General features: G+C 33.1%; 14 protein-coding genes. All 14 read left to right on the top strand.

Annotated features, from left to right (window positions below; translation table 11 throughout):
* Positions 1 to 41 precede the first annotated feature (41 nt).
* The 14 genes from mraZ to ftsA are packed head-to-tail and all read left to right on the top strand — an operon-like array spanning position 42 to position 15,104.
* Positions 42 to 482: a division/cell wall cluster transcriptional repressor MraZ gene (gene mraZ / locus Q0X14_RS05730; RefSeq protein WP_014561067.1), complete on the top strand. Its 441-nt coding sequence runs from the start codon at positions 42 to 44 to the stop codon at positions 480 to 482.
* Complete coding sequence (rsmH, locus tag Q0X14_RS05725) at positions 479 to 1,402, top strand: 16S rRNA (cytosine(1402)-N(4))-methyltransferase RsmH (protein ID WP_297843679.1); 924 nt, start codon at positions 479 to 481, stop codon at positions 1,400 to 1,402. The genes mraZ and rsmH overlap by 4 nt, the downstream gene beginning before the upstream one ends.
* Positions 1,399 to 1,728, top strand: coding sequence for a cell division protein FtsL (locus Q0X14_RS05720; protein ID WP_297843676.1), 330 nt, complete (start codon positions 1,399 to 1,401; stop codon positions 1,726 to 1,728). Before rsmH ends, Q0X14_RS05720 begins: the two co-directional genes overlap by 4 nt.
* Positions 1,721 to 3,700, top strand: coding sequence for a penicillin-binding protein (locus Q0X14_RS05715; protein WP_297843674.1), 1,980 nt, complete (start codon positions 1,721 to 1,723; stop codon positions 3,698 to 3,700). Before Q0X14_RS05720 ends, Q0X14_RS05715 begins: the two co-directional genes overlap by 8 nt.
* Entirely contained in the window at positions 3,700 to 5,166 is a 1,467-nt protein-coding gene (locus Q0X14_RS05710; protein WP_297843671.1) for a UDP-N-acetylmuramoyl-L-alanyl-D-glutamate--2,6-diaminopimelate ligase, read from the top strand. The genes Q0X14_RS05715 and Q0X14_RS05710 overlap by 1 nt, the downstream gene beginning before the upstream one ends.
* Entirely contained in the window at positions 5,166 to 6,554 is a 1,389-nt protein-coding gene (gene murF / locus Q0X14_RS05705) for a UDP-N-acetylmuramoyl-tripeptide--D-alanyl-D-alanine ligase (protein ID WP_297843668.1), read from the top strand. The genes Q0X14_RS05710 and murF overlap by 1 nt, the downstream gene beginning before the upstream one ends.
* On the top strand, positions 6,555 to 7,664 hold the full coding sequence (gene mraY / locus Q0X14_RS05700) for a phospho-N-acetylmuramoyl-pentapeptide-transferase (protein ID WP_297843665.1): 1,110 nt from the start codon (positions 6,555 to 6,557) through the stop codon (positions 7,662 to 7,664).
* A complete protein-coding gene (gene murD, locus Q0X14_RS05695) occupies positions 7,664 to 9,010 on the top strand; it encodes a UDP-N-acetylmuramoyl-L-alanine--D-glutamate ligase (protein ID WP_297843662.1) in 1,347 nt (448 codons plus the stop codon). Before mraY ends, murD begins: the two co-directional genes overlap by 1 nt.
* The gene (locus Q0X14_RS05690) at positions 9,007 to 10,152 is read left to right on the top strand and encodes a putative peptidoglycan glycosyltransferase FtsW (RefSeq protein WP_297843660.1); all 1,146 of its coding nucleotides are present in this window, start codon (positions 9,007 to 9,009) and stop codon (positions 10,150 to 10,152) included. The genes murD and Q0X14_RS05690 overlap by 4 nt, the downstream gene beginning before the upstream one ends.
* Positions 10,142 to 11,245 (top strand): undecaprenyldiphospho-muramoylpentapeptide beta-N-acetylglucosaminyltransferase, encoded by a 1,104-nt coding sequence (gene murG / locus Q0X14_RS05685; protein WP_297843657.1) that lies wholly within the window; start codon positions 10,142 to 10,144, stop codon positions 11,243 to 11,245. Before Q0X14_RS05690 ends, murG begins: the two co-directional genes overlap by 11 nt.
* Complete coding sequence (locus tag Q0X14_RS05680) at positions 11,242 to 11,718, top strand: hypothetical protein (RefSeq protein ID WP_297843654.1); 477 nt, start codon at positions 11,242 to 11,244, stop codon at positions 11,716 to 11,718. The genes murG and Q0X14_RS05680 overlap by 4 nt, the downstream gene beginning before the upstream one ends.
* Positions 11,718 to 13,091, top strand: coding sequence for a UDP-N-acetylmuramate--L-alanine ligase (gene murC, locus Q0X14_RS05675; protein ID WP_297843653.1), 1,374 nt, complete (start codon positions 11,718 to 11,720; stop codon positions 13,089 to 13,091). Before Q0X14_RS05680 ends, murC begins: the two co-directional genes overlap by 1 nt.
* Positions 13,088 to 13,849: an FtsQ-type POTRA domain-containing protein gene (locus Q0X14_RS05670; RefSeq protein WP_297843650.1), complete on the top strand. Its 762-nt coding sequence runs from the start codon at positions 13,088 to 13,090 to the stop codon at positions 13,847 to 13,849. Before murC ends, Q0X14_RS05670 begins: the two co-directional genes overlap by 4 nt.
* The gene (gene ftsA, locus Q0X14_RS05665) at positions 13,812 to 15,104 is read left to right on the top strand and encodes a cell division protein FtsA (protein WP_297843647.1); all 1,293 of its coding nucleotides are present in this window, start codon (positions 13,812 to 13,814) and stop codon (positions 15,102 to 15,104) included. The genes Q0X14_RS05670 and ftsA overlap by 38 nt, the downstream gene beginning before the upstream one ends.
* Positions 15,105 to 15,110: the final 6 nt, after the last annotated feature.

Here is a 15,110-nt window from a genome sequence, read left to right as displayed (position 1 = left end):
AAAAATGGTGAAAATTCCCATGAAATAATTGAGAAAATGCAATGTTTAAAGGTCAATTTACATATTCCATAGATAACAAAGGCAGAATTAGCATCCCTGCAAAGCTCCGCAAACATATCTCTCCCGAAGCTAATGATACCTTCGTAATGACCAGAGGACTATCTTCCTGCATAGATCTTTATCCAATGGATGAATGGTTAAAGATTGAAGAAAAGCTTCTTCAGTTAAACTCATTCAGTGAATCTGAAGCAAGATTCCTTAGAATGATTTCTCAATATGCTTCGGAAGATAAAATGGATTCGCAGGCAAGAATTTTAATCCCCCAGAATCTATTGGAATATGCAAAAATTGAAAATGAAGTTCTGATTCTCGGTGCTTTAAGAAAAATAGAAGTATGGAATCCAAAAGTTTTTGAAAATTACCTTAACAGTTCACCAGAAAGTTATGAAGAGATAGCAGCTAAAGTTATGGCTTCACGATGAGTATAGTTCATGCTCCAGTCCTACTAAATGAAAGTATTGATCTTTTAATTACTGATAAATCCGGTTCTTATTTCGATGCAACTTTAGGATTTGGCGGTCATTCCGTAGCCATCCTACAAAAGCTCGATTCAAAGGGGAAGTTAATTGCTACTGATGTTGATGAAAATGCCTTTAATTATTGTAAAGAAAAGTTTAAAGACGATAAGCGGGTTTCTCTTTATAAATTTAATTTTTCAATGGTGGATGTGATAGCTAAAATAGAATCTCTTCAGGCATTTGATGGTATACTTGCAGATCTCGGAGTCTCTTCCTTTCAACTGGATGATCCGGATTCAGGTTTTACATTTCGTACAGAAACTTTGCTTGACCTTAGAATGGATAAAAGTAAAAAACAAACTGCCGCTGATGTAGTCAATGAATTGAGTGAAGAGGAGTTATCATTGATAATTCGGAATTTTGGTGAAGAGAGAAATCATAAAAAAATTGCCCGGGCAATAGTTAATAAAAGAGAGATTAAGAAAATCGAAACCACAACCGATCTGAAAGAAATTATTTCTGAATTTACTCCGGTTAATTATCTGACTAAAACATTATCTCGAGTATTTCAGGCGCTCCGGATTTATGTGAATGATGAATTGAATATGCTAAAAGAATTTTTAGAAAGATCAGTTGAAGTTCTCAAACCAGGTGGAAGGTTGGTTGTCATCTCATATCATTCTTTGGAGGATAGAATAGTTAAAGATTTTTTCCGGAATGAATCTATTACCAGTCTCAGTCCAAAAGAAGATCCATTTGGATTGCAAAAGAAATCAGCCAGGTTGAAAATCTTAACCAAGAAGCCAATTCTTCCTTCAAAAGATGAAGTTAAGTTGAACCGACGTGCAAGAAGTGCAAAATTAAGAGCTGCGGAAAGAATATGAGTAAAAGTGCTAAACCTCTGATTTTTTATGTTCTGTTTTTACTTGTAATTGTAACAATTTTTTTTATAGCTGTTGTGATAGTGAAAATAAGTTATGAGGAAACAATAAGATCAAAAGAAGAAGTAGAAAGAAGATTGAAGGCAGAAAATCAAAAATTAGTCAGTCTTCAGGCAGAGTACCAGGATGTGACTACAGAAGATAAAATCAGGTTTATAGCTTCTTCTCAACTTGGTATGATTAAACGAATAGAACCATCGATCTTAATTAAAGTATCAAGAGAAAAAACAGAAGAACTCGAGAACGAAATTAAATTTAAATATGAATAACACCCGGGCACTCATAATAATATTTGCAGTTTTCATTCTTGTTACCGTTCTGGTAATAAGATTAGCAAATATTCAATTGGTTAAAAGCGAGGAGTATTCATATTATGCATTTCAGCAACAAACAGATGTTGAAAAAATTGAAGCGGATTTTGGGTTGATATATGACAGAGAAAATAACTTGCTTGTTTACAATAGGAATGATGTTACATTTTATGCTGATCTGGCGATGCTTCCCAAATCAAAACGAGAGTTGATTGCTAATAAGTTTTCAAAAGTGCTTGATAAACCAAAGAGTTATTTTCTAAATCTGCTGAAGGGCAAAAAAGGTACAATCACATTAGCGAAAAAAGTTACTACTGAACAATTAAAAGCCTTGGGTGAAATAAAAATTGCCGGTTTATATTATAAAGATGACCCAACACGAATTAATCACTACGGAAATTTAGCCAGTCACTTGCTTGGATACATTAACAAAGAACGTAAACCAGTTTCAGGTGTAACTGAATTCTTTCAGAAAGAAATTGAAGGGGTTGATGGCTCTCGTCGGATAATCAAAAATGCAATCGGGGAGTTAGTAAGCATTGAAGAAAATGAAACTCAACCAGCAATTCCGGGTTCGGATTTAGTACTTACAATTAACAAAGAATACCAATCAGTGCTTGAGGAAGAATTAAGAAAAGGTTTAGAAAAGTTCAAAGCACATTCTGCAACCGGAATAATGATGAATCCAAACACAGGCGAAATTCTGGCGCTTGCAAATGTTGATGATTATGATCCTAATTTCTACTGGCAGTACAATGATTTTCAAAGAAGAAATAGAGCAATTACAGATACTTACGAACCTGGTTCAACATTTAAACCTTTCACTCTTGCTGCGTTATTGGATAGAAAACTTTGCAGACTTGATGAAAATCTCTATCTGGAAAACGGTACTTATCAATTTAAAAATGTGAAGATAAGAGATACACATCCACATAAATATCTAAATGTTGCAGAAATAATTGAACAATCAAGTAACATTGGAATTGCAAAACTTGCTCAAAGAATTTCAGATGATGACTTTTATAAATATTTGCGAGGATTCGGTTTTGGAAATTTGACATCAATACAATTGCCCGGTGAAACTGCCGGTAAACTGAAGAAACCAAATGATTGGTCAAAAATTACAAAAGCTTATATGTCTTTTGGATATGAAATTTCTGTTACACCTTTGCAATTGATTACAGCTTTTTCAGCATTGATTAATGGTGGTGTTCTTTACGAACCTCAGTTACTTTTGAAAAGAATAAATCACAATGGTGAACTTGAATACGAATTTGAACCAAAACCAATCAGAAAAGTTGTAAGCGAACAGACATCAGTAATTATGAAAAATATATTACGTGGCGTTGTAAAAAATGGAACAGGTAAAAATGCTGATGTTGAATTTATCTCGGTTGGTGGTAAAACAGGAACTTCACAAAAACTAGTTGATGGTTCTTATTCTAAAGCTCAATACAATTCCTCATTTATCGGTTTCTTTCCTGTTGAAGATCCGCAGATTGTTTGTTTGATTTTATTCAATTCACCTGATGTTGGAAAATATGGAGGTTTAGTTGCTGCTCCAGTTTTCAAAGCAGTTGCTTCCAGAATAGTTGAAAAAGATTTTGACAAATTTGAAAAGTATATTGATGAAACATTCAAGCAGAAACTTCTTTTCACATCTTTAGAAAAAGGAATGACTGCTGATGATTCCAATCAGATAAAAATTAAAGAAGTAAAATTACCTGCTGATAAAAGGATGCCTGATTTGGTAAACTGTACGGTTCGTGATGCCATAAGTGCTTTAACAAGAATGGGAATTAAATATAAAATTAATGGAAGTGGTGTAGTTATTAATCAAAGTATTCAACCCGGTAGTAAAATCCGGACTAATGAAATTTGTGTTCTCAACTGTTCTGAAGTAACAATTTCAGGAGCGAGTATTTATTAATGGAATTAACTGAATTAATAAATCACATTAAAGTTATTCAGGTTGCGGGAAATGTTCAGCGCAAAGATGTTTCTGGCATTGAACACGATTCACGTAAAGTGAAAAAGAATTCTGTATTTGTGGCAATTAAAGGATATAAGACAGATGGTCATTTGTTTGTGATGGATGCTATTAATAAAGGTGCAGTAGCAGTAGTTGTTGAAGAGAATAATAATATCCCTGATGAAATTTTTATTCACGCTGATATTGCCAAGATAGTTGTACACAACACCAGAATTGCATTGGCTCAATTGAGTAAAGGATTTTATAAAGATCCTACTTCAAAATTAAAACTTGTTGGAATTACAGGAACAAATGGTAAAACAACTACGGCATTTATAATAAAAAATATTTTTGAAACAGCTGGAATCAGAGCAGGTTTAGTCGGAACAATTGCAAATTATATTGGCTCGGAAAAAATTGATTCAAAACTCACAACTCCAGAATCAAATGATCTTAATGATTTGTTTTTACAGATGATAAACAGTGGATGTGAAAATGCCGTGATGGAAGTTTCATCCCATTCACTTGTTCTGAACAGAGTTTATGGATTGAATTTTTCCTCAGCTGTTTTTACAAATATCACATCAGATCATCTGGATTTTCATCAGACATTTGAAAATTATCTGAATGCAAAAAAGATTTTGTTTGATATACTTCCATCTGATGCAACTGCAGTGGTCAATGCTGATGATGAATCTTCTCATCACATTGTCTCTGATTCAAAAGCAAAAGTAATAACTTACGGTAAAAATGAAAATTCAGATTATGTGATTTCTTCAATTAAATATGATTTGAATGGAACATCTTTTAAGATTACCTGTGGTGGAAAATCTTACGAAGTTCAAACAAAATTGATTGGCGAATTCAATGCTTACAATTCTGCAGCTGCATTCGCAATAGCAGATCAATCCAACATCGCTAAAGAAAAAATTATTGATGGAATAAAATCAACTCCATTTGTGCCTGGTAGATTTGAAGTCATTGGTAGTGGAAAGAAAAAAGCAATAGTAGATTATTCTCATACTGCTGATAGTCTTGAGAAAGCTATTCTTGCATTGCGACAAATTATTGGAAGTGATAGACAACTTGTAACTGTATTTGGTTGTGGTGGTGATAGAGATAAAACCAAAAGGCCTGTAATGGGTAAGGTTGCAACAGAATTAAGTGACTTTGTAATAATTACTTCAGATAATCCAAGAACTGAAAATCCGATGCAAATTATTAACGACATAAAAAAAGGTGTTATAAAAAATAATTTTATTGTAATCGAAAACAGGTATGAAGCGATTAAGTATGCAATTCAAAAATCAAAAGAGGATGCTGCAATATTAATTGCAGGCAAAGGTCACGAGACTTATCAGGAAATTAATGGTGTTAGAAATCATTTCTCTGATCAGGAAACAGCGAGGGAGTTTTTAAGCTGATGAAAAAGATAAAGCTAACATTGAACGACTTTTTCAATCTTCCCGATGCTGAAATATTTAATCCGGATAGGTTTAAGGATATTACATCGGTTTCAATTGATTCCAGAAAGATTGGTAAGAATTGTCTCTTTATTGCAATTAAAGGGGAAAGATTTGATGGACATGATTTTATAGAAGAAGTTGTGAAGAAAAAAGTTTCAGCAGTAATGATTAATAAAAATCAACTGAAAAGATTTTCTGATCTTGAAATACCATTTATCACTGTGAAAGATACAACAAAATCTTTAGGTGATATTGCCTCTGTATGGAGAGATAAATTAAATGCGAAGGTTATTGGCATCACTGGAAGTGCTGGCAAGACTACAACAAAAGAAATTATTGCTGCAATTCTTTCTGTTCGTTACAGAGTTCACAAAACAAATGGAAATAATAATAATCATATTGGTGTGCCTTTAACTTTGTTAAATGCAAAAGCAAGGCATCAGATATTAGTAGTCGAACAGGGCACCAATCATTTCGGTGAGATAAAATATACTTCAAAAATTTCAAAACCAGATTTAGCTTTAATAACAAATATTGGTTATTCGCATATTGAATTTCTGAAGGATAGGAATGGCGTACTTAAAGAAAAATCAGAGTTGTTGAAGATTACGGTTCAAAGAGGTGGTGTTGCTTTTATTAATAACGATGACGATTTATTAAGAAAGTTTGGAAAACGGTTAAAAAGAAAAATTACTTTTGGTTTCGACAACTTCAGTGACTATCAGGCAAAAATTTTAATTATTGATAAAACGGGCAGAGCAATAATTTCAATTAAGTACGGAAAGAAGTTATTTCAGACAAAACTTCCGATTGCTGGTGAACAGAATGCTAAAAATTTCCTTGCTGCCTTCGCAATAGCAAAAGAACTTGGCTTGAGTGATAAACAAATTCTTAAAGGTTTAAAGAGAATTAAGTCGGTGAATAAACGACTCGAGATTAAAAAATTTAAAGACACAATAATCATAAACGATTCATATAACGCAAATCCTGATTCGATGAAAGCTTCACTTAATCTTTTAAGCAAAATGAAACCATCATATAAAAAAATTGCTGTACTCGGTGATATGTTTGAGCTTGGCAGTCAATCAATAAAATTACACAAAGAAATAGGTTCTTTCATAAATGAATTGAAATTAGATACGGTTTATACATTAGGAAAATTTTCTGAAAATATTATAAACACATTAAATAGTAGAGTACCAGTTAAAAAGCATTTTAAAGAAAAGAAAAATTTAATCAGTTCCCTAAAAAGAAGTCAATTAAAGAAGACTGTTGTGCTCATTAAAGGTTCAAGAGGAATGAAGATGGAAGAAATTTATTCAGCTTTGGAGGAAAGTTTAAAGTAAATGCTTTACTATCTGTTTGAATACATAAATAAAGTTTATTCACCACCTGGATTTGATATTTTCAGATTTTTGACTTTCAGATCTGCTTTAGCTGCAATCACGAGTTTATTCCTTGCTTTTTATCTCGGACCGAAGATAATAAGAAAATTACAACAGCATCAGATTGGTGAAGCAAAAAAAGCTGATGGACCAAAATTCCATTGGTCAAAAGCCGGAACCCCAACAATGGGTGGGCTTATAATAATTTTTTCCGTTGTTGTTCCTGTTCTTCTTTGGGCTGATATAAAAAGTATCTACATAATTTTAATTCTTGTTGGAACATTATGGCTAAGTGGTGTTGGTTTTCTTGATGATTATCTGAAGGTTATAAAAAAATATCCAAACGGTCTGATAGCAAGATATAAACTTCTTGGACAAATCATCATTGGTTTGGTTGTCGGATTAACAATTTACTTTGCACCTGAATTTAAAGATATAAGTACGCTTACAACATTTCCGTTTCTTAAAAATGTGAATTTTGATTTTTCGTTTCTTTACATACCAGCAGTTGTATTTATTATTGCTGCAACTTCAAATGCGGTTAATTTGACCGATGGGCTTGATGGTTTGGCAGCAGGTCTTATTGCAATTGTTATGATTGCTCTCGCATTGCTTAGTTATTTCAGCGGTAATGCAATCTTCGCAAATTATTTGAATATAATTTACTTGCCTGGCTCAGGTGAATTGACAGTGTTTATTGCTGCACTTGTTGGTGCGAGTTTAGGTTTTTTATGGTTCAACACTTATCCGGCACAGGTATTTATGGGAGACACTGGCTCTCTTGCCTTAGGTGGAGCGTTCGGAATAATTGCTGTACTAATTAAAAAAGAATTGTTTATTCCTATTCTTGGCGGAATATTTTTTATGGAAACAATTTCTGTGATTGTACAAAGATTGTATTTCAAATACACAAAGAAAAAATACGGAGAAGGCAAAAGAATTTTTAAGATGGCTCCGATTCATCATCACTTTGAAATACTTGGATGGCAGGAACCAAAAATTGTTGTTCGGTTTTATATCATCGGAATCATTCTGGCAATTATAAGTTTAGTTTCATTTAAGATTAGATAATGGAGATAAAGAATAAAAAAATATCAATTATTGGAGCCGCAAGAAGTGGTGTTGGCGCTGCAAAGCTTGCAAAGAAATATGGTGCTATTCCATTTGTAAGCGATTCCGGTTCTGAAGATAAATTAAAATCAAATTTATTGGTTCTAAAAAATTCAAACATAGATTATGAGGTCGGGCAACATTCTCAGCGTGTTTACGATTGTGATTTGATGGTTGTTTCACCAGGTGTTCCTTCAGATGCAGAAGTAATTAAGTCAGCCAAAGCAAAAAAATTAAAAGTTATCAGTGAGATAGAATTTGCTTTCTGGTTTTGTAAAGGTACTATAATAGGAATAACAGGTACAAATGGTAAAACAACAACAACAAGTTTGTGCGGTTATCTTTTTAATGAGTGTGGTGCAAAAACTTATGTAGCAGGCAATATTGGTCTCGCATTTTCTGAAATTGCTGATCAGGTTAAAGAGAATGAATTCCTTTCTCTGGAGGTTTCAAGTTTTCAATTGGATTTAATTGATAAGTTTAATCCTAAAGTTGCAATGATATTAAACATAACACCGGATCATCTTAACAGATATGAAAATAGTGTTGAGAGATATGCTTTATCAAAGCAACGTATTTATATGAATCAAACTGAAAATGAATTTTTAATTCTAGGTCGTGATAGTGAATTGCTCAATCAATACATACTTCAACATAAGAGTAAAACATTTTGGTTCTCAACCAAAGAAAAAGTAAATGATGGTTGCTGGTTAGATGATAGTCGGGTTGTTTTCAGCAGAAATGGTAAAGAAGAATTTTCATGCAATGTAAGTGATATTTTTATTCAGGGAGAACATAATATTCAGAATGCAATGGCTGTGATTGTAGCGGCTAAAATATTTGATTTCGAAAATGAAAAAATTATTAATGCACTTAATACATTCAGAGGAGTTGAGCATCGATTAGAATTCGTAAAAGAAATTGAAGGAATAAAATTCATCAACGATTCGAAAGCGACGAATATTGATTCAGTTATTGTTGCACTTAAAAGTTTTGATGAACCGATTTTCTTAATTCTCGGAGGACTTGACAAAGGAAATGATTATTCAACAATTGAAGAACTTGTTATTAAAAAAGTAAAAAAAATTTATGCTATTGGTTCATCCGCAGAAAAAATATTTAATTACTTTCATAACAAAGTAAAAACAGAAATAAGAAAAGATCTTGAAGAAGTAGTTGCATCAGCATTAAGTGAAGCAAGAGCTGGCGATGTTGTTCTTTTATCTCCGGCTTGTGCGAGCTTCGATATGTTTGAAAATTACGAACATCGCGGAAAAGTTTTTAAGGAGATCGTAAACAAAATATGAAAAAGCTTGCGTTAACAGTATTCTTCGATACACTATTGTTGATTTGTCTTGGACTTATCATTGTGCTTACTGCAAGCAGCACAATAAGTGCAATTAAATTTTCTGATAGTCTTTATCTATTTAATTCACATTTAATAAGAGTACTGATCGCCATATTCGTAATGATAGTGTTTAGTTTTATTCCGTATGAAATTTATAAGTCATTTAGCAAACCAATGATTTCTTTTGCAGTTGGACTTTTGATTTACACTTTACTATTTGCTCCGGAAATTAAAGGCGCAGGAAGATGGTTAAGTATTGCAGGAGTAACTTTCCAACCGGCAGATATCGCCAAACTAGTTTTGATTATTCATTTGGCAGTGATGCTCGAGAAGAAATCGGATTATCTCTATGATTTCAAAAATGCTTTTGTACCAATGTTCATCTGGGTAGTTGTTGTTGCAGGATTGATTTTAATTCAACCAAATATCAGTAACGGACTTTTAATTATTGCTATTGCATTAACAATGATGTTTGTTGGAGGAATTCATTTCAAACATATTTTTTTATCTTCTGCTGCAATGGCTTTATCTGGTGGTGCAATCGCTATGATATTTTCACACTCCCGACAAAGAATTTTATCATTTGTGAATTCAATTATAAATGGTGGTGATTTGAATCTTCAGGTAAAGCAGGCATTGGTAAGTCTTGGAAGCGGAGGTTTGTTTGGTGTTGGAATCGGAAACAGTAAACAAAATAATTTATTTCTACCTGAAGCATATGGTGATTTTATCTTCGCCATTCTCGGCGAACAATTAGGATTTATTGGTTCAGTTGCTGTGATTTTATTCTATTTGATTCTGTTCATTGCAGGAATTCTTATTGCAAAGAAAGCCCAGGATAAGTTTGGACAACTGCTTGCGTTTGGAATTACTTTTTCAATTGCTATTTATGCTTTTGTAAACATTGCAGTTGCAACAGGTACTATCCCAACTACTGGTTTGCCTCTTCCATTCATAAGCTATGGAGGAACCTCTATAATATTTTTAAGTATGGGAATTGGCATCCTGATTAACATTGCAATTCTGAATTCCAAAAAAACAAAAGTGGCTGAAAACAATTTAACTAAGAATATTTCTCTGAGAAATAATTTTGAGCAATAGTAATACACCATATCGTTTTTTGTTCGCCGCTGGTGGAACAGGAGGTCATTTATATCCTGCTGTTGCTGTTGCCGATGAAATAAAAAAGATTAAACCCGAATCTGAAATTTTATTTGTCGGAACAAAAGATAGAATTGAAGAAAAAGTGATACCAAAACTTGGATATAAATTTAAATCAATTTGGATAAAAGGATTTGCAAGGAAATTTAATTTGTCAAATCTATTGTTTCCGATAAGACTTTTGGTTTCACTAATTCAATCAGTTTTGATTTCAATGAAATTTAAACCAAGAGTTGCAATTGGCACTGGTGGTTATGTCGCTGGTCCGGCGCTTTGGGGCGCATCTGTAATGGGTGCTAAAATTATTTTAATGGAATCAAATAGTTATCCAGGAATAACAACACGATTGCTTGAAAGATATGCAGATGAAGTTCATTTGAGTTTTGAATCATCAAAAAAATATTTGAGAAGACAAAACATACTTAAAGTAACCGGAAATCCTGTGAGAGAATATCTCGGAACAACAGATAAATTATCCGCAAAAAAATATTTTGGACTTGATGAAAATAAAAAAACAATTTTAGTTCTTGGCGGAAGTTTAGGTGCTTCATCAATCAACAGAACAATTGAAAAATCTTTAAACACTTTCATAGAAAATGATTTGCAATTGATCTGGCAGACAGGAAAAAATTATTACGATCACTATAAAAATCTTAACTTTGCAGCTGTTAAAATTTTTGACTTTGTCGAAGATATGAATAAAGCTTACTCAGCTTGTGATCTTCTTGTTGCGAGGGCTGGTGCAACAACAATAGCTGAGTTAACTGTGCTTGGTTTGCCTGCAATATTAATTCCTTCACCAAATGTTGCAGAGAATCATCAATACCATAATGCTAAAGCTTTATCTGATGAAAATGCTGCAGTATTGATTAAAGATGATGAGCTGGAGAATAAACTTCAGGAAACTATTTTAAATCTCATTAATGATTCAGAAAACTTAAATCAGCTTGCATCAAATGCTAAGAAATTGGCTAAACCTGATGCAGCTAAAGAGATTGCTCTGAGCGCAATAAAATTTGCTCAAATAATATGACAGAAGAACAGTTAAAAAATAAAAGTGTATTCAGATACAATGTAGCTTTTTACTATCAGTCAACAATTATATACTTTGTTGCGTTTGCACTTTATTTAATTATCCGGGGTCAGTTTGTTGAAGGTTATTACACTGTTATAACAAAAGATCCAATTATTTATTTCTTTGGAATAATTGTAATTATTTCAGTTGTTGCTTTGATTTATAACATTTATAGAAACCGTTACATTGAATTCAACAATGAAGGAGTTGCATTCGGCGACAGATTTAAATCGAAAGTAATTCGAAAAGATCAGATAGCAGAAATAAAAATTTCGAAAAAAGCCAATGCAAGATTTCCGGGATTGAAATTAGTAAGATTAAAACTTAAAAACAGAATAAGACCTGTTATCATCAGACTTTCAGATTATGAAAATGATGATGAATTAATTAAAAGATTTTCTCAATTAAAAGACTTAATTAATAAAAGCTAATGTTTAAGAATATTAAAAAAGTTCATTTTGTCGGAATAGGTGGAATCGGAATGAGTGGAATTGCGGAGATTCTCTGGAATCAGGGTTTTGAAGTTTCCGGCTCTGATAAATCTCTTTCTGATGTAACCGACAGATTAGAAAAACTTGGAATTAAAATTTACGAAGGTCATTCGGAAGAAAATCTGAAAGATGTTGATGTATTAGTTTATTCGTCTGCAGTAACACTTGATAATCCTGAAGTTAAAGCCGCAATCGAAAGAAAAATTCCTATAATTAAAAGATCTGAAATGCTTGCTGAAACAATGCGAATGAAATACGGAATTGGTATCGCAGGAACACACGGTAAAACAACAACTACTTCGATGGTTGGTTTAACTTTAACCGAAGGCGGAATTGACCCTACAATTATCGTTGGTGGAAAACTCAGCAGTCTTGGCGGAACAAATGCCCGACTTGGAAATGGTGAATTCATTGTAGTTGAAGCAGATGAGTTTGACAGATCATTTTTAAAACTTACACCGACTATTGCGGCTTTAACTACATTAGAAAGTGATCATCTTGATACCTATAAAGATCTCGAAGATATTAAATCGGCTTTTGTAGAATTTGCAAGTAAAGTTCCGTTTTATGGTTTTGTGGTTCTTTGTCTTGATGAGCCGGCGTTGCAGGATATTATTCCACAGATAAACAAAAAAATCATAACATACGGAACAACTGCTCAGGCGGATGTAAGAGCTATTGATATTAAGCAAGATAAATTTCTTACAAATTATACTGTTAAATATTTCGGTAAAGAAATTGGCGAGATAACTTTAAAAGTTCCTGGTGTACATAATGTAAAGAATTCACTCGTTGCTGTTATAATCGGTACTGAGTTGGGAATTGATTTCAGCATTATCAAGAGAGCTTTGGAATCCTTCACTGGTGTTTACAGAAGATTTGAAGTTAAATATAATAAAGAAATTCTTGTCGTTGATGATTATGCGCATCATCCGACAGAAACATCGGCTACACTTAAAGCTATAAGAGATGGATGGGACAGAAGATTAGTTGCAGTATTCCAGCCACATTTATATTCACGAACGAAGGATTTTTGTCAGGAGTTCGGAAGATCATTTCTTAATTCCGATGTATTTGTTTGCACGGATGTTTATCCAGCTCGTGAAGAACCAATTCCGGGTGTAACTGGTGAACTTATTGCAGAAGCAACAAGAAAATTCGGACATAAGAATGTTCATTACATAGCTGATAAAAAAGATATTCCAGCATTCTTAAATGAAATTAAAAAGGATGATGATATAATAGTTACAATGGGTGCAGGAGATATCTGGAAATATGGTGAACAATTTGTCGGATTATTGAATAAAAAATGAAAAACGATTTTGGAAATTTTGCCGGACTAACTGTTTTCTCTTTAATACTGATTGTAATTCTTTACTTAGCTCTTTTTTTGTATAACAAAAAAGGGAAAGAAGAAATAAAAATGATTACATTACACGGAAACTCGCTCCTCAGTAAAGAGCAGTATCTCAGATTTGCGGATTTAAATCAGACTGATGAATATTCTGATTTATCTCTGAATGGAATAAAAAACAGAATTGAAAAACATCCGTACATCTTCAAAGCAGAAGTAAAATCTGATGGAAGGGGGAATGTAGATATAAATATTAAAGAGAAAGAAATTTATGCGGTTATAATTCACAGCAGTGAACCATATTTTATTTCAGCCGACTTTGAATTCATTAAAATTCTTGAATACACGAATTACACTGATATACCTTTAATAAGTAATGCAAAGCTACCGGATAAAATTGTTCCGGGAATTTCTAACAAAAGTAGTGATATAATTCAGGCATTCAGAATAATTGATGCAGCAAGAATTACAGATCAGGATATTTCCAAACGCCTTGCAGAAATAAATATGAAGTTTGGTGGGGATGTGGTTTTGACATTAAGTGGGATGAACTATCCCGTAATTTTTGGACGAGGAAATGAAGTTAAGAAAATGATTTATCTGAGCATTATGTGGGATAAAACTAAAGAACTCGATCTTATTGGAGATAATACATCATACATTGACTTGAGATTTTCAAATGAAGCTTTCATTGGTAAAAAAACAGGAACAGGTTAACAGAATGAAAAAAGAAATTCTGGCAGGACTTGATTTAGGTACGACAAAAGTCTGTGCAGTTATTGCAGAAAAAATTCCTGAAAAGAATAAAATAGATATTCTTGGATTTGGTGTCGCACCGTCTGAAGGATTGCACAAAGGTTTGGTTGCTAATATTGGTAAAACTGCAGAAGCAATTAAAGCGGCAATGTCACAAGCTTGTAATCGTGCAGGCATCGAAATTAAAACAATAAATGTTGGAGTTGCTGGCGAACATATAACAAGCATTAGACATAGAAATTATGTAACAATAAATCGTGATGAAAAGGAAATTACAAAGGAAGATCTTGATCGGCTTGAAGCTGATGTAAGAACAATCAGAATACCGAGTGACAGACAGATTCTTCATATTATTCCTGAAGAGTTTTCAGTGGATCATCAGGGAGGAATTGAAAACCCGATTGGAATGTCCGGATCAAGATTAGAGGCAAGTAGTCATGTTGTTCTCGCATCTGTAGCAGCAATAGAAAACATCAAGAAGTCGGTTGAAAGAGCAGGTTATCAGGTACAGGATTATATACTTCAACCAATAGCTTCAAGTGCATCTGTACTCGATGAAAGTGAAAAAGATCTCGGTGTAGCTCTTCTTGATATTGGTGGAGGTACAACAGACATAGCAATTTATCATAAAAAATCAATTAAGCACACCAGGGTTATTGGAGTTGCTGGTAATCAGGTTACAAATGATATAAGAGAATCTTTAGGTGTTATCACAGAAGAAGCGGAAAGATTGAAAAGAGAGTATGGCTATGCTACTGAAGCTGCAATAATCAAAGATGAAGATATTCTTATTCGCGGTGTTGGTGCAAGAGGAAATACAAAAATTCCAATAAGCTTATTAACACAAATCATTTCATTAAGAATGAGAGAGTTATTTACTCTGGTTGATAATGAAATTAGAGCTGCAGGATTTAAATCTAAAATCAAAGCTGGAATTGTTCTTACAGGAGGCGGTTCATTACTGAGAGGTTGTACAGAATTAGCTGAAGAAGTTTTTGGATTGCCCACACGAATTGGTGTTCCTCAGGACCTAGGTGAGGGATTATCAAATGAAATTGAAAGTCCGGAATTTGCAACAGTTGCTGGTTTGATAAAAGGAATTCCGGGTGGAAAGTCTAGTGAATATCAAATTTTAATCAGAAAAAATCTGAAAAAATCAGATAATAAGTTCAAACAGTTATTTAAAAAAGTTCAGGAATTTTTTAACGAATTATAAAACTAT

Origin of the sequence: Ignavibacterium sp. (genome assembly GCF_025998815.1) — a bacterium.
Lineage (GTDB): Bacteria > Bacteroidota > Ignavibacteria > Ignavibacteriales > Ignavibacteriaceae > Ignavibacterium.
Note: the sequence above shows the minus strand (reverse complement) of the source record. Positions and strands in the feature narration are given on the sequence as shown.

Bases quoted from the DNA above. Each gene is read 5' to 3' on its own strand.
- mraZ (WP_014561067.1), top strand. From the start codon at position 42: ATGTTTAAAGGTCAATTTACATATTCCATAGATAACAAAGGCAGAATT.
- rsmH (WP_297843679.1), top strand. From the start codon at position 479: ATGAGTATAGTTCATGCTCCAGTCCTACTAAATGAAAGTATTGATCTT.
- Q0X14_RS05720 (WP_297843676.1), top strand. From the start codon at position 1,399: ATGAGTAAAAGTGCTAAACCTCTGATTTTTTATGTTCTGTTTTTACTT.
- Q0X14_RS05715 (WP_297843674.1), top strand. From the start codon at position 1,721: ATGAATAACACCCGGGCACTCATAATAATATTTGCAGTTTTCATTCTT.
- Q0X14_RS05710 (WP_297843671.1), top strand. From the start codon at position 3,700: ATGGAATTAACTGAATTAATAAATCACATTAAAGTTATTCAGGTTGCG.
- murF (WP_297843668.1), top strand. From the start codon at position 5,166: ATGAAAAAGATAAAGCTAACATTGAACGACTTTTTCAATCTTCCCGAT.
- mraY (WP_297843665.1), top strand. From the start codon at position 6,555: ATGCTTTACTATCTGTTTGAATACATAAATAAAGTTTATTCACCACCT.
- murD (WP_297843662.1), top strand. From the start codon at position 7,664: ATGGAGATAAAGAATAAAAAAATATCAATTATTGGAGCCGCAAGAAGT.
- Q0X14_RS05690 (WP_297843660.1), top strand. From the start codon at position 9,007: ATGAAAAAGCTTGCGTTAACAGTATTCTTCGATACACTATTGTTGATT.
- Q0X14_RS05680 (WP_297843654.1), top strand. From the start codon at position 11,242: ATGACAGAAGAACAGTTAAAAAATAAAAGTGTATTCAGATACAATGTA.
- murC (WP_297843653.1), top strand. From the start codon at position 11,718: ATGTTTAAGAATATTAAAAAAGTTCATTTTGTCGGAATAGGTGGAATC.
- Q0X14_RS05670 (WP_297843650.1), top strand. From the start codon at position 13,088: ATGAAAAACGATTTTGGAAATTTTGCCGGACTAACTGTTTTCTCTTTA.
- ftsA (WP_297843647.1), top strand. From the start codon at position 13,812: ATGAAGCTTTCATTGGTAAAAAAACAGGAACAGGTTAACAGAATGAAA.